This window comes from Ruegeria sp. BC6 (assembly GCF_056539185.1).
In genome coordinates this window covers 317,250-336,312 of the sequence record NZ_JBQFUM010000004.1, presented here as the reverse complement: position 1 = coordinate 336,312, position 19,063 = coordinate 317,250, and the positions used below count along the sequence as shown (strand labels likewise).

Here is a 19,063-nt window from a genome sequence, read left to right as displayed (position 1 = left end):
AAAACTTGGTAGGAAATTTCGTGTCGCACGAATGGCCCTGCTGATATAAGCAGCCGGAATGGAAGAAACCGATCTTGAGATTTTTCTGGCCGCGACACCCGGTCTGGAGGCTCCCCTCCTCGCCGAAGCGCAGGAGGCCGGATTCGCAGAGGCCCGGCTCGCCCCCGGAGGTGTCACGGTTCGTGGCAACCTGCGCGAAGTCTGGCGGGCCAATCTCCAGTTGCGCGGGGCCAACAAGGTGTTGGTTCGGGTGGGTTCGTTCCCGGCTGTGCATCTGGCTCAGCTGGACAAGCGGGCACGAAAGTTTCCGTGGGGAGATTTTCTGAAACCCGATGTCCCGGTTCGGGTTGAGGCCACCAGCCGAAAATCTCGCATCTATCATGCCGGCGCCGCACGGCAACGGATTGAAGGCGCAATCTCTGACACGTTGGGGGCTCCGATCTCGTCCGAGGCGACGGTCCGTGTTCTGCTGCGAATCGAGAAAGACATCTGCACATTTTCCCTCGACAGTTCCGGAGAAGCGCTGCACAAGCGCGGGCACAAGGAAGCGGTCGCCAAGGCTCCCATGCGCGAAACGATGGCGGCGATGTTTCTGCGCAATTGCGGCTTTGACGGATCGGAGCCGGTACTGGACCCGATGTGCGGCTCGGGCACTTTCGTGATCGAAGCCGCCCAGATCGCTCTGGGCCTGCCGCCCGGCCGCGACAGAGCCTTTGCCTTTCAGGAATTTGCCGGATTCGACCCCAAGGCTTGGGCGGAACTCCGCGCCGACTGGGTCGTGACGCAGAGAGATACCGCGTTCCATGGCTCGGACCGTAATGACGGGGCGATCGCGGCCGCGCAGGCGAATGCCAGCCGCGCCGGGGTGGACGGCGCGACACAATTCCAAAAACGCGTAGTCGCTGACCTGAAACCACCCATGGGCGGGCCGGGCCTGATAATCGTCAACCCACCGTATGGGGCACGCATCGGCGATGAAAAACGCCTGCGGTCGCTGTATGGCAGCTTTGGCAAGGTGATGTTGTCCAGGTTTTCCGGCTGGCGTGTCGGCGTCGTCACCAGCAACCAGTCTCTGGCGCGCGCCACCCGCCTGCCGTTGCTACCTCCGGGTCCGATCGTCGATCATGGCGGCACGAAGATCCGCCTCTATCAAACCGAGGCCCTGCCCTGACCGGCCAATTCCTGCGGGTCCAAGCGGCAGAGTTAGTTCGGACAAAAAGCACACAGAATCCCTCTTGCGCATCAAATCCACTGGGTATAGATCACGCGCCACGGTCGGAGTGTAGCTCAGCCTGGTAGAGCACTGTCTTCGGGAGGCAGGGGTCGGAGGTTCGAATCCTCTCACTCCGACCAGTAAAACAAGGCGCCCTGTGGCGCCTTTTTTTGGTTGGTCGTATCTCCAAACATGTCCGGGGCAGCAACGTGATGAATTATTTGGCATCCGCGCACGATCTGCCATCTGGATAGGCGCTTCCCAGGGAATTGAGCGCAGCGCTCCGAGGGTGGCATTGCCTCGCTCTGCCTGCTTGGTCAGTTCGATGTTATGAACCAAACGTTGACCGTTGTTGTAGTCGAACAGAACCCGGACCGCGCCGATGCGATCCTCGAGGCCCTGAAAGCGGCGGGGAGCGTCGAGGCGCACGTGATCGATGGCGTGTCTGAATTGCCGCGCAAGATTGCTGTCCACAATCCCGATGTCGTTCTGATCGACATCGACAATCCATCTCGGGACATGCTTGAAGAACTGACAACCGCCTCCGGCCCGATGGAGCGGCCGGTTGCCATGTTCGTATCCGGGGCTGCAGGCGGCCTGTCCAAAGCTGCGGTCGAAGCAGGTGTCTCGGCCTATGTCGTCGACGGTCTGCATCCCGAAAGGGTCAAGCCCATCATCGACACCGCCATCGCCCGTTTCCAAGTACTGCGCCAAATGCGGACCGAGTTGGCCGAAACGAGACGCGCATTGGAAGAGCGCAAGGTGATCGACCGCGCGAAAGGGCTGTTGATGAAAGCAAAGGGCATTCAGGAAGATGAAGCTTATGCCCTGCTGCGCAAGACCGCCATGAATCAGAACCGCCGGGTGGCCGATGTGGCCGAGGCATTGGTGACCGCTTCGGGGCTGTTGTCATGAGGGCGGTCTCGCTCCGAGCGGCCTATATGCCGTTGGTCGATGCAGCCCCCCTGATCGTGGCGCACGAGATGGGATATGATCAGGCCGAAGGCATCTCTTTGGACCTGCGCCCTGCCCCGTCCTGGTCCTCGTTGCGGGACATGCTGGCCTTCGGACATGTTGATGCGGCGCATCTGCTGTCCCCTGTCCCGGTGGCCATGGCGCTGGGGCTTGGGGGGATCGTCACGCCCCTTTCGGCCGTATCGGTCCTGTCGGTAAATGGAAACGTGATCGGCGTCGGCCGCCAACTGGAAGCGCGGCTACGCGAAAATGGCTATGCCTTCGATTTCAGCGATGCTTTTGCGGCCGGAGCGGCCTTGGCAAAGGCGGCCGGTGGAACGCTGACCTTCGGGGTTCCGTTTCCGTTTTCCATGCATGTGGAACTGCTGCGATATTGGGTCAGCGGTACGGAACTCGCCTCGACCCAGGTTGAGATCCGCACCGTTCCCCCACCGTTGATGGCCCAGGCCCTGGCCGCCGGTGAGATCGATGCTTTCTGCGTGGGTGAGCCGTGGGGGTCGTTTTCCGTCGACGACCGGGTGGGTGCGCTTCTGCTGCCGGGGAACGCGATCTGGTCCTGTGCCCCGGAAAAGGTATTGGCCGTGCGAACGGATTGGGCACAGACGGAACCACATCTGACGGGCGCGCTGCTGCGGGCGATCTGGCGGGCGGGCCGGTGGCTTTCAAATCCCGAGAGCCTGACCACGGCGTCGGAGATGCTGGCGCAAAGGCTCTATCTGGATGTTCCCGCGGACCTGGTCGACCGGGCATTGACCGGTCAATTTGCGATTTCAGCGCGCGGAGACCAGCGTCAGGTCGACCGGTTTGTCACTTTTCATGAAGGCGCAACGGGCTTTCCTTGGCGCAGTCAGGCCAAATGGATCGCGCATCACATGGCGCGAAGATATGGACTGGATCCGTCAGATGCCGAGCGTACGGCAGCCGATGTGTTCCAAAGTGACCTGTATCGGCGCGAGCTGCAGGGAATCGGTGTTGTCATGCCCGCCGATTCTGAAAAGCCCGAGGGTGCCGGCAACGACCCGACGCTAGTGTCCGGCCCGGGTGGAAAGTTGATGTTGCCGCAAAACGTCTTTTTCGACAGTCGGATTTTTGAGCCTTCCCAGTAAGTGCGCCTAATTTTTTTGCACTGCAGCGTCAAATTATGCTGCGTTGCAGAATTTTCACCTGATGGCCGTCAATTTCGGATGACTCATCTGCTCACCGGTGCCTTTATCAGGACAACGGCAGGCAACGTCGCCCACCGTAGGAATTCGCCTGATGTCTTGGGCAAAACTTCTGAGCAAAGCCGCTCGACCAACCGCCTTCTCCTTCCGGCGGTGTGTGTCGGCGGCTTTTTTTTGGCCCGAACGTTGCTCGGGTCGCCACCCAGCCCGGTTTGGGCCGGACCGAAAGGAACAAAGATGAAAAAACTCATTCTGAGTCTTGTTGCGACGACAGCCCTTGTTGCGCCGGCCACCGCAGAAATGCTGGAGCTGGAAAAGGACGAACTGACCTTCGGCTTCATCAAGCTGACCGACATGGCGCCGCTGGCCGTTGCCTATGAGCAGGGGTATTTCCTGGACGAGGGCCTGTTCGTGACGCTCGAGGCGCAGGCCAACTGGAAGGTTCTGCTGGACGGCGTGATCGGCGGCCAGCTGGACGGTGCGCATATGCTGGCCGGTCAACCGCTGGCGGCGACCATCGGCTATGGAACCGAGGCGCATATCATCACGCCTTTCTCGATGGACCTGAACGGCAACGGCATCACGGTATCCAACGAGGTCTGGGCGGAGATGAAACCCAACATCCCGGTAATGGACGATGGCCGCCCGCAGCACCCGATCAGCGCCGAGGCACTGGCTCCGGTGGTCGAGAAGTACAAGGCCGAGGGCAAGCCCTTCAACATGGGCATGGTGTTCCCGGTTTCGACCCACAATTACGAGCTGCGCTACTGGCTGGCCGCCGGGGGCCTGAACCCGGGCTATTACAGCCCTGAAAACGTGACCGGCCAGATCGGCGCGGACGTGTTCCTGTCGGTCACACCGCCGCCGCAGATGCCCGCCACGCTCGAGGCCGGCACGATCCATGGCTATTGCGTGGGCGAGCCGTGGAACCAGCAGGCGGTGTTCAAGGGCATCGGCGTTCCGGTCATCACCGATTACGAGCTGTGGAAGAACAACCCTGAAAAGGTATTCGGCATCACCGCCGAATTCGCCGAGCAATACCCGAACACGACCTTGGCCGTGACCAAGGCGCTGATCCGTGCGGCGATGTGGCTGGACGAGAACGACAATGCCAACCGTCCCGAGGCGGTCGAGATCCTCAGCCGCCCGGAATATGTGGGGGCCGATTACGAGGTGATCGCCAACTCGATGACCGGCACGTTCGAATACGAAAAGGGCGACAAGCGCGAGGTGCCCGATTTCAACGTGTTCTTCCGCTACAACGCGACCTATCCGTTCTATTCCGACGCGGTCTGGTACCTGACCCAGATGCGCCGCTGGGGGCAGATCCCCGAAGCCAAGGCAGACAGCTGGTATGACGAGGTCGCCAAGTCGGTCTACAAGCCCGAGATCTATCTGCAGGCCGCGCGCCTTCTGGTCGAAGAAGGCCTGGCGGACGAGGCTGATTTCCCGTGGGACAGCGACGGCTACAAGGCGCCCACCCCGGCCGAGGACATCATCGACGGCATTCCCTTCGATGGCCGCGCGCCGAACGCCTATCTCGAAAGCTTGCCGATCGGCCTGAAAGGCGACCAGAAGGTCGTCGGGACCGAAGTCCAAGGCTGACCCCGAACCGCCCTGCCCGGCTGCGGTCGGGCAGGGCCCCTGAAACGCCCCGCCATCGCAAGGACGCATCAGATGACAACGGTCGATCCGGAATTCAACGCAGACGCCGCACGGGACGCGCGCCGCGCCCGTCTATTCACCCGCATCAACGCCGCCGACAAATGGTTCCAGGTGCTGGGTCTCAGCTGGGCCACCCCGGTTCTGAAGGCCGCCGCCGGCGACAATCCCCGCGCCCAGATGGCCGAGATCTGGCGGCTGCTGATCGTGCCAATCCTGTCGATCTGCGCCTTTCTTCTGCTGTGGGCGACGCTGGCGCCCAAGGTGCAGACCTCGCTTGGGGCGGTACCCGGCCCGGCGCAGGTCTGGGAGGAAATGGTCAACCTGAATCAGGACGCTCAGGCCAAGGCCGCCAAACGCGCCAAGTTCGAGGCGATGGTCGAAAAGCGGAACCAGAAGTTGATCGAGGCCGGACGCGCGGACGAGGCCAAGCAGGTCGCTTATACCGGCGCGCCGTCCTACTACCAGCAGATCTGGACCTCGATCAAAACCGTGTTCTTCGGCTTTCTGATCGCCACGGTCGTGGCGGTGCCGCTAGGCATCGCGGCGGGGCTGTCGCCTACCGCAAACGCAGCGCTGAACCCGTTGATCCAAGTGTTCAAGCCGGTCTCGCCGCTGGCCTGGCTGCCGATCGTGACGATGATCGTCTCGGCCGTCTATGTCACCAATGACGGCTGGTTCGCGAAATCCTTCCTGATCTCGGCCATCACGGTGACTCTGTGTTCGCTGTGGCCCACGCTGATCAACACCTCGTTGGGCGTGGCCTCGATCAACAAGGATCTGGTGAACGTGTCCAAGGTTCTGAAGATGAACACCTGGACCAAGATCACCAAGCTGGTGCTGCCCTCGGCGCTGCCGCTGATCTTCACCGGGCTGCGCCTGTCGCTGGGCGTGGGTTGGATGGTCCTGATCGCGGCCGAGATGTTGGCGCAGAACCCGGGCCTGGGCAAATTCGTCTGGGACGAGTTTCAGAACGGCTCGTCCAGCTCGCTGGCCCGGATCATGGTGGCGGTCTTTACCATCGGCATCATCGGCTTCCTGCTGGACCGGGTGATGTACGCGCTGCAGTCCCTGTTTACCTTTACCAACAACCGGTGAGCGTGATGAGCATCCTCAGTTTCGAAAACGTCTCGAAATCCTTCGGCGAAGGCACCGGGCGCACCGACGTTCTGAACGGTATCGACCTGCAGGTGCAGGAGGGCGAGTTCCTGGTGATCCTGGGCTTTTCCGGCACCGGCAAGACCACGCTGATCAACCTGATGGCCGGGCTGGACATGCCTAGCCGCGGGCAGGTCACCTTCAAGGGCGCGCCGATCAAGGGGCCGGGGCCGGAACGCGGCGTGATCTTTCAGAACTACTCGCTGATGCCGTGGCTGACGGTCAGCGGCAATGTCGGGCTGGCGGTCGATACGGTCTTTCCGGGCCTGCCCAAGGCCGAGAAGGCCGCGAAGGTAGCCCATTTCGTCAAGATGGTCGGCCTCAGCCACGCGGCGTCGCGCCGGCCGGCCGAATTGTCGGGGGGGATGCGCCAGCGGGTCAACGTGGCCCGGGCGCTGGCTATGAACCCCGAGGTCTTGTTGCTGGACGAGCCGTTGTCGGCGCTGGACGCGCTGACCCGCGCCAACCTGGCCGACGAGATCGAGCGCATCTGGGAAGCTGACCGCAAGACCTGCGTGCTGATCACCAATGACGTGGACGAGGCAATCATCCTGGCCGACCGGATCATCGCCCTGAACCCCGACGGCACGCTGGGGCAGGAGTTCCGCGTCACGATCCCGCGCCCGCGCGACCGGGCGGCGATGAACACCGATGAAACCTTCAAGCGCCTGCGCGCCGAGGTCACCAAATACCTGATGGATGTGGGGATCGAGGCCAAGGTCGAAGGCACCCGCATCCTGCCCGAGGTCACGCCGATCCACGGCGTGCCCGCCGCCGTGACCGAGGCACAGAAGGGCATGATCGACAGCCGTTTTTTAGATTTCTCGCAACTGCACAAGGTCTATCCCACGCCCAAGGGGCCGCTGACCGTGGTCGAGGATTTCGACCTGAAGATCGACAAGGGCGAGTTCATCTCGCTGATCGGCCATTCGGGCTGTGGCAAATCCACGGTGCTGACCATGGCGGCGGGGCTGAACGAGATTTCCAAGGGCGCGATCAAGCTGGATGGCCGCCACGTCGAAGGCGCCGACCCTGAACGCGCGGTAGTGTTCCAGTCGCCCAACCTGTTCCCGTGGCTGTCCGCGAAAGAGAACGTGGCGATCGGGGTCGACAAGGTCTATCCGAACGCCAGCCAGGCCGAGCGGCAGGACGTGGTGGAATACTACCTGGAACGCGTCGGTCTGGCCGATGCGATGGACAAGCAGGCCAGCGACCTGTCAAACGGCATGAGACAGCGCGTCGGCATCGCCCGCGCCTTTGCCCTGTCGCCCAAGCTGCTGCTGCTGGATGAACCTTTCGGGATGCTCGACAGCCTGACCCGCTGGGAGCTGCAGGAGGTGCTGATGGAGGTCTGGTCGCGCACCAAGGTCACCGCGATCTGCGTCACCCATGACGTGGACGAGGCGATCCTGCTGGCCGACCGGGTGGTGATGATGACCAACGGCCCGCAGGCCACGATCGGCAAGATCACCCGCGTGGACCTGCCCCGCCCGCGCACCCGCAAGGCGTTGCTCGAACATCCCGACTATTACGCCTACCGGCAGGAAGTGCTGGATTTCCTCGAAGAATACGAACACGGCGCCAAGCCGAAATCGCCCGCCCCCAAGGCCATTGCAGCGGAGTGACCCCATGAAACAGAAACTTGTCGTGATCGGTGCCGGGATGGCGTCGGGCCGCGTGCTGGAACATCTGACCGAGATCGCGCCCGATGCGTTCGACATCACCCTGTTCAACGCTGAACCGCGCGGAAACTACAACCGCATCATGCTCAGCCCGGTTCTGTCGGGCGAGAAGACCTATGAGGACATCGTCACCCATGACGGCGACTGGTACGCGCAGCGGGGCATCTCCTGCCGCTTTGGCGAGCATGTGGTGAAGATCGACCGCGAGATTAAAGTGGTCGAGGGCGAAAACGGTCATGTGCCCTATGACAAGCTGCTGATCGCCACCGGCTCGGCCCCGTTCATCATTCCGGTTCCGGGCAAGGACCTGCCCGGCGTCATCACCTATCGCGATCTGGACGACACCAACGCGATGATCGACGCGGCCGCCAAGGGTGGCAACGCGGTGGTTATCGGCGGCGGGCTTCTGGGGCTCGAGGCCGCGGCGGGGCTGGCCGAGCGCGGCATGACCGTCACCGTGGTGCACCTGATGGGCCACCTGATGGAACGGCAGCTGGACGAAGCCGCCGGATACCTGCTGCGCAAGGATCTGGAACGCCGCGGGATCACCGTGCGGACCCAGGCCTCTACCAAAGCCATTCTGGGCGAAGGGCGTGCGGAGGCGGTGCTGCTGGAAAGCGGCGAAACGCTGCCCGCCGATCTGGTGGTGATGGCCGTCGGCATCCGCCCCGAAACCCGGCTGGCCACCGATGCCGGGCTGGACGTTGCCCGCGGGATCGAGGTGAACGCGCAGATGCAGAGCTCGGACCCGGATGTGTTGGCCGTGGGCGAATGCGTCGAATTCGACGGCCATCTATTCGGCCTGGTGGCGCCGCTTTACGATCAGGCCAAAGTCGTGGCCAATACCCTGCTGGGGCAGCCCGATGCCTTCGTGGTCAAGGAGCTGGCCACCAAGCTGAAGGTCACAGGCTGCGATCTGTTCAGCGCCGGAGACTTCGCCGAGGGCGAGGGACGCGAGGACATCGTGTTCCGCGACCCGGCGCGCGGGGTCTACAAGCGGCTGGTGATCGAAGACGACCGCCTGATCGGCGCGGTCATGTATGGCGACACCGCCGATGGCAGCTGGTTTTTCGGCCTGATCAAGGACGGCACCGACATCGACGAGATGCGTGACACGCTGATCTTTGGCCCGGCCTACCAGGGGGGCGACACCGCGGACCCTCTCTCAGCCGTTGCAGCATTGCCGCCTGAGGCGGAGATCTGCGGCTGCAACGGCGTATGCAAGGGCACCATCGTCGAGGCGATCGCCGCCGGGGCCACCGATCTGGCCGCCGTGCGCGCCAGCACCAAGGCCAGCGCATCCTGCGGAACGTGCACGGGTCTGGTCGAACAGGTCCTGCGGGTCACGCTTGGCGATGAGTTCCAGATGCCGGCGGCGCAACCGATCTGCGGGTGCACTGACCTGACCCACGAGGACGTGCGCCGCCTGATCAAGGCGCAAGAGCTGAAAAGCCAGGCCGCCGTCTGGCAGGAGTTGGGCTGGGAAACGCCCAATGGCTGCCATGTCTGCCGGCCGGCGATCAACTATTATCTGCTGGCCGACTGGCCGCTGGAATACCGTGATGACCCGCAAAGCCGGTTCGTCAACGAACGCAAACACGCCAACATCCAGAAGGACGGCACCTTCAGCGTCGTGCCCCGCATGTGGGGCGGCATCACCAACCCGGCCGAGCTGCGCGCCATCGCCGACGCGGCCGAGAAATATGACGTGCCCACCGTCAAGGTCACCGGCGGTCAGCGCATCGACCTGCTGGGCGTCAAGGGCGAGGACCTGCCCGCCATCTGGGCCGACCTGAACAAGGCCGGCCTGGTCTCGGGGCACGCTTATTCCAAGGGTTTGCGTACGGTCAAAACCTGTGTCGGCACCGATCACTGCCGCTTCGGAACCCAGGACAGCACCGGCCTTGGCATCAAGCTGGAACAGATCCTGTGGGGCTCGTGGACACCGCACAAGCTCAAGCTCGCGGTCTCGGGTTGCCCGCGCAACTGTGCCGAGGCGACCTGCAAGGATATCGGCGTAGTCTGCGTGGACTCGGGCTATCAGATCGGTATCGGCGGGGCGGCCGGGATGGACGTCAAGGAAACCGAGCTGCTCTGCCAGGTCCCGACCGAGGACGAGGCGATCGAGGTTGTGATGGCCGTCACCCAGGCCTATCGCGAGGGCGGCAAGTATCTGGACCGGTTGTACAAATGGCTGGCCAAGGTCGGCATGGACTGGGTCAGGGCCAATGTGGTCGACGACCTCGAAAACCGTCGGGCATTGGTCGAGCGGTTCGAACTGTCGCAGAGCATCTATCGCAAGGATCCCTGGGCCGAGCATGTGCGCGACAAGGCGCCGAGCTATGCCCCGATTGCAGATTTCACCCTGGAGGCCGCGGAATGAGCTGGATCGACATCGGACATATCGACGACGTGCCGCTGCGGGGCGCCCGTCTGGTGAAAACCCGTCTTGGCTGCATCGCCATCTTCCGCACGGCCGAGGCGGAACTGTTCGCGGCCAGCAATGCCTGCCCCCACAAGGGAGGGCCGCTGTCCGAAGGCATCGTGCATGGCCAGTCGGTGACCTGCCCGCTGCACAATTGGGTGTTCGACCTGAATACGGGCGAGGCCCAAGGCGCGGATGAAGGCCGGATCACCACCTATCCGGTTCGGCTGGAGGGCGGGCGCATCCTGCTGGACGCCCGCGCCGTCACCGAGCGGAGCGCCGCGTGATGGACGGCTCGAACCTGCCCGAGGTGCGATCCACCTGCGCCTATTGCGGCGTGGGCTGCGGCGTGCTGCTGCGCCCGGACGGGGCGGGAGGTCTGACCGTGCGGGGCGACCCGGACCACCCGGCGAATTTCGGACGGTTGTGTTCCAAGGGCACAGCTTTGGGAGAAACGGTCGGGCTGGAGCACCGCCTGCTGACCCCGTGCGCCTTTGGCCGGGACGTGGGCTGGGACGAGGCGCTGCAACTGGTGGCCGACCGGTTCCGCGAAACGATCGCGGCGCATGGGCCCGACAGCGTGGCCTTTTATGTCTCGGGGCAGTTGCTGACCGAGGATTACTACGTGGCCAACAAGCTAATGAAGGGCTTCATCGGATCGGCCAATATCGACACCAATTCGCGGCTGTGCATGGCCTCGACCGTGGCCGGGCACAAGCGGGCCTTTGGCACCGACACCGTGCCGGGCACCTACGAGGATCTGGACCAGGCCGATCTGGTGGTGCTGGTAGGGTCGAACCTGGCGTGGTGCCACCCGGTTCTTTATCAGCGGGTTCTGGCGGCCCGGCAGGCGCGCGGGACCCGGATCGTGGTGATCGACCCACGGCGCACCGCCAGCTGCGATCAGGCCGATCTGCATCTGGCGCTGAATCCGGGCAGCGACGTGGCGCTGTTCAACGGGCTGCTGACCGAGATTCATCGGCTAGGGGCCGTAGACCCGGGCTTTGTCAAGCAAACCTCGGGTCTGGAAGCCGCTCTGGAAACGGCCGGAAACGACCAGATCTCGGAAACCGGCCTGCCTGCCGAAAAACTCGCCGCATTTTTCGATCTATGGATCAATACCCCCCGCGTCGTGACGGTCTTCAGCCAGGGAGTGAACCAGTCTTCCAGCGGGACCGACAAAGTCAACGCCATTCTGAACTGCCATCTGGCCACCGGTCGGATCGGGCGGCCGGGAATGGGCCCGTTCTCGGTCACCGGCCAACCCAACGCGATGGGTGGGCGCGAAGTGGGTGGTCTGGCCAACACGCTGGCTTGCCATCTGGACATCGAAAACTCTGATCATCGCGCCGCGGTTCGGGCGTTTTGGCAATCCCCTGCAATACCGCAGTATCCGGGGCTGAAGGCCGTGGACATGTTCCGCGCGGTCGAAGATGGGCAGATCAAGGCCCTTTGGATCATCCACACCAACCCGGCGGCAACCATGCCCGAAGTTGACAGGGTCAGCCGCGCAATCGCCGCCTGCCCGTTCACGGTCGTCAGTGACCTGACGTTGCACACCGATACGGCACGTCTGGCCGACGTCGTGCTGCCTGCCGCCGGGTGGGCCGAAAAGAACGGAACGGTCACGAATTCCGACCGAACCATCAGCCGGCAACGCGCCGTTCTGCGGCCACCGGGCCAAGCGCGTCCGGATTGGGACATCCTGGCCGAAGTTGGCCGCCGCATGGGATGGAAAACCGCGTTCGACTACGCTTCACCAGCCGAAATATTCCGGGAATACGCCGCCATGTCCCAAATCGCCGCGCGGTTCGGGAAAGACTTCGACATTTCGGGCTTCTCCGAAATTGACGAGGAAGGCTATGCCGAACTGGAACCCACCCGCTGGCCATTGGGTCGCAGGCGTGCACGTGGGAGATTTTTTGGTGACGGACACTTCTTTCACTCCGACAGGAAGGCCCGGATCGTTCCCGTTGCCCATCGACCTCCGGCAGCCCTACCCGGACAGCAATATCCCTTTGTGATGAACACCGGACGCACACGGGATCAATGGCACACCATGACCCGGACCGGTCTTTCAGCCCGCCTGTCCGCCCATCTTGCCGAGCCGTTTGTGGACATTCATCCCCAGGACGCCGCCCGCGAGGGGATATCCAGCGCAGACCTTGTCGAGGTCACCAGTCCCGCTGGGCGTGGCATTTTTCGCGCGCGCATCACCCAAGATGTTCGCATCGGTCACGTCTTTGCTCCCATCCATTGGACTGCGGAAACGGCCCCTTCGGGCCGGGTGGACATGCTGGTTCCCGGCACCACTGATCCGTTTTCCGGACAACCCGAAAGCAAGGCCACACCCGTTTCGATCTCGGTCATGCAGGCGGCGTGGTACGCCTTTGCCGTCTCCAGGAAACCCCTGAAACCCTCGGTCGCCTACCGCGCGACGGTCCGAACGGACAACGGTTACAGGACAGAGCTGGCTGATCATGCCCGGATACAGGATTGGGAACAAACCGCCCGCGAATGGTTTGCGCTGGCGGATGCGGACGCGGTCACGGCAGGTGATCCGGCCCGCGGGTCATTTCGCATTGCGTTGTCGCAGAACGGATGCCTGCAAGCGGCACTGTTCGTGTCGCCGCGCGCCCTGCCCCTGATGCGGGACTATCTTGCGACGATGCCTGACATATCACCCGCACAGGTTCTGACCGGCCGCGCACCCGCAGATGCCAAGGACACCGGACCGATCATCTGCGCCTGTTTTGGCGTCGGGTTGAAGACGATCGTCGACGCGATCTCGTGCGGGAAAGCGATCAGTGTCGACGCTATCGGCGCGGCGTTGAACGCCGGAACAAATTGCGGGTCTTGCCGGCCTGAATTGGGGGCCCTGATCGACCGGTATGCCCCGGATGCCGCTGACAACCTAAGCCGACAATTGCAGGGAGACGTCGCCTAACCCGATCGCATTTCTGTTGACAGGTGATCCCGCGATGGGCAGCATTTTTCCATCGGATCGACAATCAGAGTGACCCAGCCGTGATTGACTGCACCAAAGATACCCAAGGCCGCCGGGCAACCGGTTGCGACCTCGTCGTCTGACGAGGGACGGATTTTTTCGCAGTCTCCGGATGCTGAACCAACAGCCCGGTACGATCTGAAACTTCTGCCCATGGCTTCGTTTTATGCACAATCACGCTGGGCTTCGGCTGGCCGTCGATATTGGCGGCACGTTTACCGATACCGTTCTGATGGACGGGCAATCCAATATCCTCGCAACGACGAAAACTCCGACGACACCCGACAACCCAACCGTCGGTGCATTGACTGGTGCAAAGCGCGTTCTGGATGACGCCAATGCCGGTTTCTCGCAGGTTTCCGGGTTCATTCACGGCACCACTCTGGCCACCAATGCCCTGATCGAGCGGCGCGGTGCCCCTGTCGCGACAATAACCTCCGACGGGTTTCGGGACATACTCGAGATTGGGTATGAACGTCGTTACAGCCAGTATGACATCAATCTGGTCAAGCCCGACCTGCTGGTCCCACGCGCTCGTGCCTTCACGATCGGCGGGCGAATGGATGCACGTGGTGACGAACTGACACCGCTGGATGTCGCCGGAATGAGCGATCTGGTGCGCCGGATTGAGGATAGCGACGCCCAGGCCGTGGCGGTATGCCTGATGCATTCCTATGCCAACCCAAAGCACGAGCTGGCTCTGCGAGACCAGTTGCTCAGGGCGCTCCCCGACCTGGCCATCTCGCTCTCGCACGAAGTCAGCCCCGAGGCGCGCGAATTTGACCGCCTGTGCACCACCATCGCCAACGCCTATATCCAGCCCCAGATGGCCGGGTATCTGGCCGAGTTCCAATCCCGCTTCGCCGCAGAGGGGCTGACCTGCCCCATTCTTATGATGACGGCCGGCGGCGGTATGACAACCCTGGAAACGGCCGCCCGCCTGCCGATCCGGTTGGTCGAATCCGGCCCGGCCGGTGGGGCCATCCTTGCTGCACGGATCGCGGCTGAAACCGGTGCGCGCGCCGTAACCAGCTTTGACATGGGGGGGACGACGGCCAAGCTGTGTCTGATTGATGCTTTCCGCCCGCAGACCGCGCGCAGGTTCGAAATCGCAAGGGCCGCGCGCTTCATCAAAGGCTCAGGCATGCCGGTGCGCATCCCCGTGATCGAGATGATCGAAATCGGCGCAGGCGGCGGCTCGATTGCCAGAGTCGACCGGCTGGGTCGCCTGCAGGTTGGCCCCGAAAGTGCCGGCGCACAGCCAGGCCCTGCCGCCTTCGGCAATGGCGGCAGGGCGGCGACCGTAACAGACGCCGATGTGGTGCAGGGCCTGATCGAACCCGGCCGGTTTGCCGAAGGCCGACTGACGATTGACACGGCAGCCGCCGAACAGGCCATCACCGTGGAAATCGGGAGCGCACTGGATTTGGCGCCGGACCTGGCCGCACGTGGTCTCAGCGAAATCGTCGACGAAAGCATGGCCGCCGCAGGTCGAATGCACGCGGTCGAGTCCGGAAAAGAGTTGGCAACCCGAGTGATGATCGCCTTTGGCGGCAATGGGCCATTGCACGCAACGCGAGTGGCCCGGCGGTGTCAGGTCGACCAAATCGTGATCCCGAAGGACCCGGGCGTGGGGTCAGCAGTCGGGTTTCTATATGCGCCGGTCGCCTTCGAAATCGTCCGGTCGCGCTATGCCACGCTGGATCAGCCGGATCTCGACGGTCTCAACGCTTTTTTTGACGAAATGACAGCCGAGGCGCTGACCGTGGTCCGTGCCGGTGCACCTGAAGCCGAGTTGTCGATCCGAAAACAGGCTTTCATGCGGTACCACGGCCAGGGTCATGAGATCGAGATCACGCTTCCGGATCGGGCACTTGGGCCTGCAGACATCAAAACCCTGCGCCGGGATTTCGAATCCGAGTACAGCCGGTTGTTCCGCCGCGCGGTACCGGGAATGTCGATCGAGATTCTCAACTGGTCCGTCGAGGTGTCGTCACCCGCCCCTGCCCTCAGCCGGGTTCCTGACGCAGCCCACCAGCGCACGGTGCGCCCGTGCGGCCATCGACGCATTCTGTGTGATGTCAGCGGGCATTGGTGCGACGCCGGTATCTACGATCGATCCGGGCTTGAACCCGGCGATAGCTTGCGTGGGCCGGCGCTGATTACCGAGCCTCAAACCACCACATTCGTCAGCGCGGATTTTCAGGCCAGCGTCGATGGCGGCGGCAATCTCTGGCTCAACCGGATACTGGAGGACGCCGAATGAACACGACGAATACTCGTCTGCAGGTCATGTGGAACCGGCTGCTAGCGGTGGTCGAAGAACAGGGCCAGGCGCTGATCCGCGCCGCCTTTTCTCCGATCGTTCGTGAATGCGGCGACATATCCGCCGGTATTTTTGATGTACGCGGCCGTATGCTGGCCCAGGCCGTTACCGGAACGCCGGGCCACATCAACACGATGGCCGAAGCAGTTAAGACCCTGTGCGGGCGATACTCCAGCTCGGAAATGAAGCCGGGCGATATTTTTCTGACCAACGATCCTTGGATCGCATCCGGCCATTTGAACGATTTCCTGCTGATGATGCCGGTCTTTCATCGTGGCAATGTGGTTGGGTTTACGGCCTGCACCTCGCATCTGGTCGACCTCGGCGGTTTGGGCATGGGTCCCGAAGGCTCGGATATCTTCGATGAGGGACTCCGTATCCCGCCGTGCAAACTGGTCGACCAAGGTCAGTTGAACGCGCTGCTGATGGATATCGTCAAAGCCAACTCGCGCGAGCCCATCGCCAACGAGGGCGACATTTACGCATTGATCGCATGCTGCGAAACAGGCACAGCGCGTCTGGCCGATATGATGGTCGAGTTTGGCATCGATACTCTGGACAGCCTGGCCGATTACATCATCGAAACCTCGCGCCGCGGCACGATCGAGGCCATTTCGGCGCTGCCGAAGGGCACGTGGCACAATGTGCTGACCGTCGATGGATACGAGTGCGAGATCGATTTGCACGCAGCCCTGACCATCACGGACGACCGGGTTCTGGTCGACTTTTCGGGCACATCGGGCCTGTCGCGCAAAGGCATCAACGTGCCGCTCAACTATGCAACGGCTTACACGGTATTTGCCCTGCGCTGCATCATCGGCCCAGACATCCCCAACAACGCAGGCTCTTTGGCGCCATTCCACGTGACGGGACCGGCGGATTGCATTCTGAATGCGCAGCCACCCGCTCCGGTGGCCATGCGCCATACGTTGGGACAGATGACCCCGGATCTGGTCTATGGCTGCCTGTCGCAGGCTCTGCCGGACGCCGTGCCGGCCGAAGGCGCATCATGCATGTACGACCTGCCTCTGCGCCACGCACCCGAGGCGGTTTCGCGTGGCGGCACGCAGTTTGCTCTGGAATTGGTGTTCAGCGGCGGAACCGGCGCAAGGCCAAGCCTGGATGGCCTGTCGGCGACGGCCTTCCCCTCGGGTGTTTGGGGCAGCCAGGTCGAGGCAACCGAGGCTGTCGCGCCTGTCCTGATCACACGTCGCGAGTTGCGCCAGGACAGCGGTGGCCCCGGCCGCCAGCGCGGCGGATTGGGGCAGGACATCGAAATACGCTCCTGCACCGGCGAGGATTTCATGCTGTTCCTTTCGGTCGAACGCATCGCAAACCCAGCCAAGGGACGGCACGGCGGACTGGCGGGCGCGCCCGGTCGCATCCGTCTCGGCCCTGACGGCCCGGACTTGCCGGGCAAGGGCGAGGTGCGGATCGGCGGCGGCGAAACGCTGATTTTCCAAACTCCGGGCGGCGGCGGATTTGGGCCACCCAATGAAAGGTCACCCGTGGCCGTTCGACAGGATGTACGGGACGAGCTTGTGAGCGCCCGGGCCGCGCAGCATGTTTATGGGGTAAAGCCATGATCCGCCCCGTTTCCCATGTCGCTGCCATGTCGCCCTACGCGTTGGCTCAGCTGGATCCGCCGGCAGGACAGCGCCTTGTTTCGCTGTCGCAGAACGAAAGCCTGCGCCCGCCAAGTCCCTTGGTTGGACAGGCCGTCGCAGAGGCGGCCGCGAACGGCCAACTCTACCCGGACCCGGACTGGACGGCATTGCGTGCGCGACTGGCCGAGCTTCATGATCTGCCCGAGCAAGGTCTGTTGTGCGGGAACGGGTCGATGGAGTTGATTGCGGGTCTGGCGCTGGCCTTTGCCGGACCAGACGCCGCCGTTCTTGCCCCTGCGAACGCATACCCGTTTTTTCGTACCGTTGCGCAGTTGGCTCGCGCCCGTTTCGACACTGCCGCCGAGGTGGACGGATGCGTATCCGTCGATGCGCTTCTGGCAGCCATGCAGCAGGATACCAGGGTGGTATTTGTGGCCAATCCCGGCAACCCGACAGGGACACGTATCTCCCGCCGCGATCTGGTGCGGCTTCGGGAAGGGTTGCGGGACAACACACTGCTTGTGATCGACGAGGCCTATGGCGAGTTCGCCGATGATCTGAACGAGCCGATGTTCGACCTTGTCGCGCGGGGGGACACGGTCGTTCTTCGAACTCTGTCCAAGGCCTATGGGCTGGCCGGGTTTCGCGTCGGTTGGGGCCTGTTCCCACCGCAGATCGCCGTCCAGATACGCAAGGTGATCAACCCAAACAACGTGTCCGTGTGCGGACAGGCGGCCGCCTTGGCCGCACTGAACGATCGGGACTACATGCACGAGACATGTGCCATCACGGCCGAGCTGCGCGACCGGTTCGCCGATCGCCTTCGGTTTGCCGGATTCGACATTCCCAAAAGCCATACCAACTTTCTTCTGGTCCGCTTTGCGGACCAATCCACCGCGACCAGAGCCGACAAAGCCCTTCGGAAGAAAGGCATATTCCTGAGACCGCAATCCGGCGCGGGACTGGCCAATTGCCTACGTGCCACCATCGGTCAGACTGCAGACCTCGAACTCATGGCCGCGGTTCTGGAACGTTGGGCCGAGGAGTTTCAGCCATGACGCAGAGAAATTTCCACCCATCCCGGGGCCGGTCCTGTTTCGGCATTCTCGTGCCGTTCACGAACACCAATCTCGAACCCGACATGACGATGCTACGGCCCGAGGGCGTTTCACTGCACTTTGCCCGGATGGGTGGCTATGATCAGGAAGAAATACCCGATGCTGCCCAAATGCACGGTCTTGGCGCCGCCGATCTGGATGAGCCGCTCAGGCTTTTGCTCGGTGTCCGGCCGGATGTCATTCTTTATGGGTGTACCTCGGCAACGCTGACCCATGGCCCGGCCTTCGATCGCGAACTTGCCGACCGTATCAGGACCAGCAGCAGGGCGCAGACCGTTACGGCCGCGGGCGCCTTGGTGCATGCGCTGCGTACGCTGGGGGCAACACGCATCGGCTTTGCCTCTCCCTATGTCGCAGACATCAATGACTTGGCAATCCGGTTCCTGGCCGAGACTGGCACTTCAACCGTGTCGCGGTCCGAAGTGACAGGCCAGCTGGACAATTACGGCCAAAGTGCCCTGACCCCGCAGGCGGTGTTTGACCTGGGTTTGGCCGCAGACTGCCCCGAGGCCGAAGTGTTGGTTTTGTCCTGTACGGACATGCGCAGCGTGGAAATCATCGACCGGCTTGAGAAAGCTGTTGGCAAGCCCGTCGTCACTTCAAATCAGGCGATGGCATTTCAGGCAATGCAAATGGCCGGGATCACCACGCCGCCGGCCGGATTTGGCCGGCTGATGCTGAACCTGCATCGCTGAAGTCTTAGCCAAGAATGCGCTGTCGTTTCAGC

The 19,063-nt window shown here is 62.8% G+C and carries 13 protein-coding genes and 1 tRNA gene; all 14 read left to right on the top strand.

What is annotated here, in order from left to right:
- Positions 1-58 precede the first annotated feature (58 nt).
- Positions 59-1,171 (top strand): THUMP domain-containing class I SAM-dependent RNA methyltransferase, encoded by a 1,113-nt coding sequence (locus ACR0MM_RS14130; RefSeq protein WP_480696861.1) that lies wholly within the window; start codon positions 59-61, stop codon positions 1,169-1,171.
- Positions 1,172-1,276: 105 nt separating this feature from the next.
- Positions 1,277-1,353, top strand: a tRNA-Pro gene (locus ACR0MM_RS14125).
- Between the two features lie 190 nt (positions 1,354-1,543).
- Positions 1,544-2,128: an ANTAR domain-containing response regulator gene (locus ACR0MM_RS14120; protein ID WP_170341425.1), complete on the top strand. Its 585-nt coding sequence runs from the start codon at positions 1,544-1,546 to the stop codon at positions 2,126-2,128.
- Positions 2,125-3,294, top strand: coding sequence for an ABC transporter substrate-binding protein (locus ACR0MM_RS14115; RefSeq protein WP_170341423.1), 1,170 nt, complete (start codon positions 2,125-2,127; stop codon positions 3,292-3,294). The genes ACR0MM_RS14120 and ACR0MM_RS14115 overlap by 4 nt, the downstream gene beginning before the upstream one ends.
- Positions 3,295-3,588: 294 nt before the next feature.
- Positions 3,589-4,956 (top strand): CmpA/NrtA family ABC transporter substrate-binding protein, encoded by a 1,368-nt coding sequence (locus ACR0MM_RS14110; protein ID WP_480696859.1) that lies wholly within the window; start codon positions 3,589-3,591, stop codon positions 4,954-4,956.
- A 72-nt stretch (positions 4,957-5,028) separates the two neighbouring features.
- Positions 5,029-6,111, top strand: coding sequence for an ABC transporter permease (locus ACR0MM_RS14105; RefSeq protein ID WP_480696857.1), 1,083 nt, complete (start codon positions 5,029-5,031; stop codon positions 6,109-6,111).
- A gap of 5 nt (positions 6,112-6,116) precedes the next feature.
- Positions 6,117-7,796 carry an ABC transporter ATP-binding protein gene (locus ACR0MM_RS14100; RefSeq protein WP_170341417.1) on the top strand — a complete coding sequence of 560 codons (1,680 nt, stop codon included), beginning with the start codon at positions 6,117-6,119 and terminating at the stop codon, positions 7,794-7,796.
- A 4-nt stretch (positions 7,797-7,800) separates the two neighbouring features.
- Positions 7,801-10,236, top strand: coding sequence for a nitrite reductase large subunit NirB (nirB, locus tag ACR0MM_RS14095; RefSeq protein ID WP_480696855.1), 2,436 nt, complete (start codon positions 7,801-7,803; stop codon positions 10,234-10,236).
- The gene (gene nirD / locus ACR0MM_RS14090) at positions 10,233-10,565 is read left to right on the top strand and encodes a nitrite reductase small subunit NirD (protein ID WP_093963084.1); all 333 of its coding nucleotides are present in this window, start codon (positions 10,233-10,235) and stop codon (positions 10,563-10,565) included. The genes nirB and nirD overlap by 4 nt, the downstream gene beginning before the upstream one ends.
- Positions 10,565-13,225: a molybdopterin-dependent oxidoreductase gene (locus tag ACR0MM_RS14085; RefSeq protein ID WP_480696853.1), complete on the top strand. Its 2,661-nt coding sequence runs from the start codon at positions 10,565-10,567 to the stop codon at positions 13,223-13,225. Before nirD ends, ACR0MM_RS14085 begins: the two co-directional genes overlap by 1 nt.
- Positions 13,226-13,451: 226 nt before the next feature.
- Positions 13,452-15,551 carry a hydantoinase/oxoprolinase family protein gene (locus ACR0MM_RS14080; RefSeq protein WP_480696851.1) on the top strand — a complete coding sequence of 700 codons (2,100 nt, stop codon included), beginning with the start codon at positions 13,452-13,454 and terminating at the stop codon, positions 15,549-15,551.
- The gene (locus tag ACR0MM_RS14075) at positions 15,548-17,197 is read left to right on the top strand and encodes a hydantoinase B/oxoprolinase family protein (RefSeq protein WP_480696849.1); all 1,650 of its coding nucleotides are present in this window, start codon (positions 15,548-15,550) and stop codon (positions 17,195-17,197) included. Before ACR0MM_RS14080 ends, ACR0MM_RS14075 begins: the two co-directional genes overlap by 4 nt.
- The gene (locus ACR0MM_RS14070; protein ID WP_480696847.1) at positions 17,194-18,276 is read left to right on the top strand and encodes a pyridoxal phosphate-dependent aminotransferase; all 1,083 of its coding nucleotides are present in this window, start codon (positions 17,194-17,196) and stop codon (positions 18,274-18,276) included. Before ACR0MM_RS14075 ends, ACR0MM_RS14070 begins: the two co-directional genes overlap by 4 nt.
- Complete coding sequence (locus ACR0MM_RS14065; RefSeq protein WP_480696845.1) at positions 18,273-19,031, top strand: maleate cis-trans isomerase family protein; 759 nt, start codon at positions 18,273-18,275, stop codon at positions 19,029-19,031. The genes ACR0MM_RS14070 and ACR0MM_RS14065 overlap by 4 nt, the downstream gene beginning before the upstream one ends.
- The last annotated feature ends 32 nt before the right edge of the window (positions 19,032-19,063 follow it).

What these genes read in the sequence shown, in the direction of transcription:
- ACR0MM_RS14130 (WP_480696861.1), top strand. Translation starts at nt 59, where the DNA reads ATGGAAGAAACCGATCTTGAGATTTTTCTGGCCGCGACACCCGGTCTG.
- ACR0MM_RS14120 (WP_170341425.1), top strand. Translation starts at nt 1,544, where the DNA reads ATGAACCAAACGTTGACCGTTGTTGTAGTCGAACAGAACCCGGACCGC.
- ACR0MM_RS14115 (WP_170341423.1), top strand. Translation starts at nt 2,125, where the DNA reads ATGAGGGCGGTCTCGCTCCGAGCGGCCTATATGCCGTTGGTCGATGCA.
- ACR0MM_RS14110 (WP_480696859.1), top strand. Translation starts at nt 3,589, where the DNA reads ATGAAAAAACTCATTCTGAGTCTTGTTGCGACGACAGCCCTTGTTGCG.
- ACR0MM_RS14105 (WP_480696857.1), top strand. Translation starts at nt 5,029, where the DNA reads ATGACAACGGTCGATCCGGAATTCAACGCAGACGCCGCACGGGACGCG.
- ACR0MM_RS14100 (WP_170341417.1), top strand. Translation starts at nt 6,117, where the DNA reads ATGAGCATCCTCAGTTTCGAAAACGTCTCGAAATCCTTCGGCGAAGGC.
- nirB (WP_480696855.1), top strand. Translation starts at nt 7,801, where the DNA reads ATGAAACAGAAACTTGTCGTGATCGGTGCCGGGATGGCGTCGGGCCGC.
- nirD (WP_093963084.1), top strand. Translation starts at nt 10,233, where the DNA reads ATGAGCTGGATCGACATCGGACATATCGACGACGTGCCGCTGCGGGGC.
- ACR0MM_RS14085 (WP_480696853.1), top strand. Translation starts at nt 10,565, where the DNA reads ATGGACGGCTCGAACCTGCCCGAGGTGCGATCCACCTGCGCCTATTGC.
- ACR0MM_RS14080 (WP_480696851.1), top strand. Translation starts at nt 13,452, where the DNA reads ATGCACAATCACGCTGGGCTTCGGCTGGCCGTCGATATTGGCGGCACG.
- ACR0MM_RS14075 (WP_480696849.1), top strand. Translation starts at nt 15,548, where the DNA reads ATGAACACGACGAATACTCGTCTGCAGGTCATGTGGAACCGGCTGCTA.
- ACR0MM_RS14070 (WP_480696847.1), top strand. Translation starts at nt 17,194, where the DNA reads ATGATCCGCCCCGTTTCCCATGTCGCTGCCATGTCGCCCTACGCGTTG.
- ACR0MM_RS14065 (WP_480696845.1), top strand. Translation starts at nt 18,273, where the DNA reads ATGACGCAGAGAAATTTCCACCCATCCCGGGGCCGGTCCTGTTTCGGC.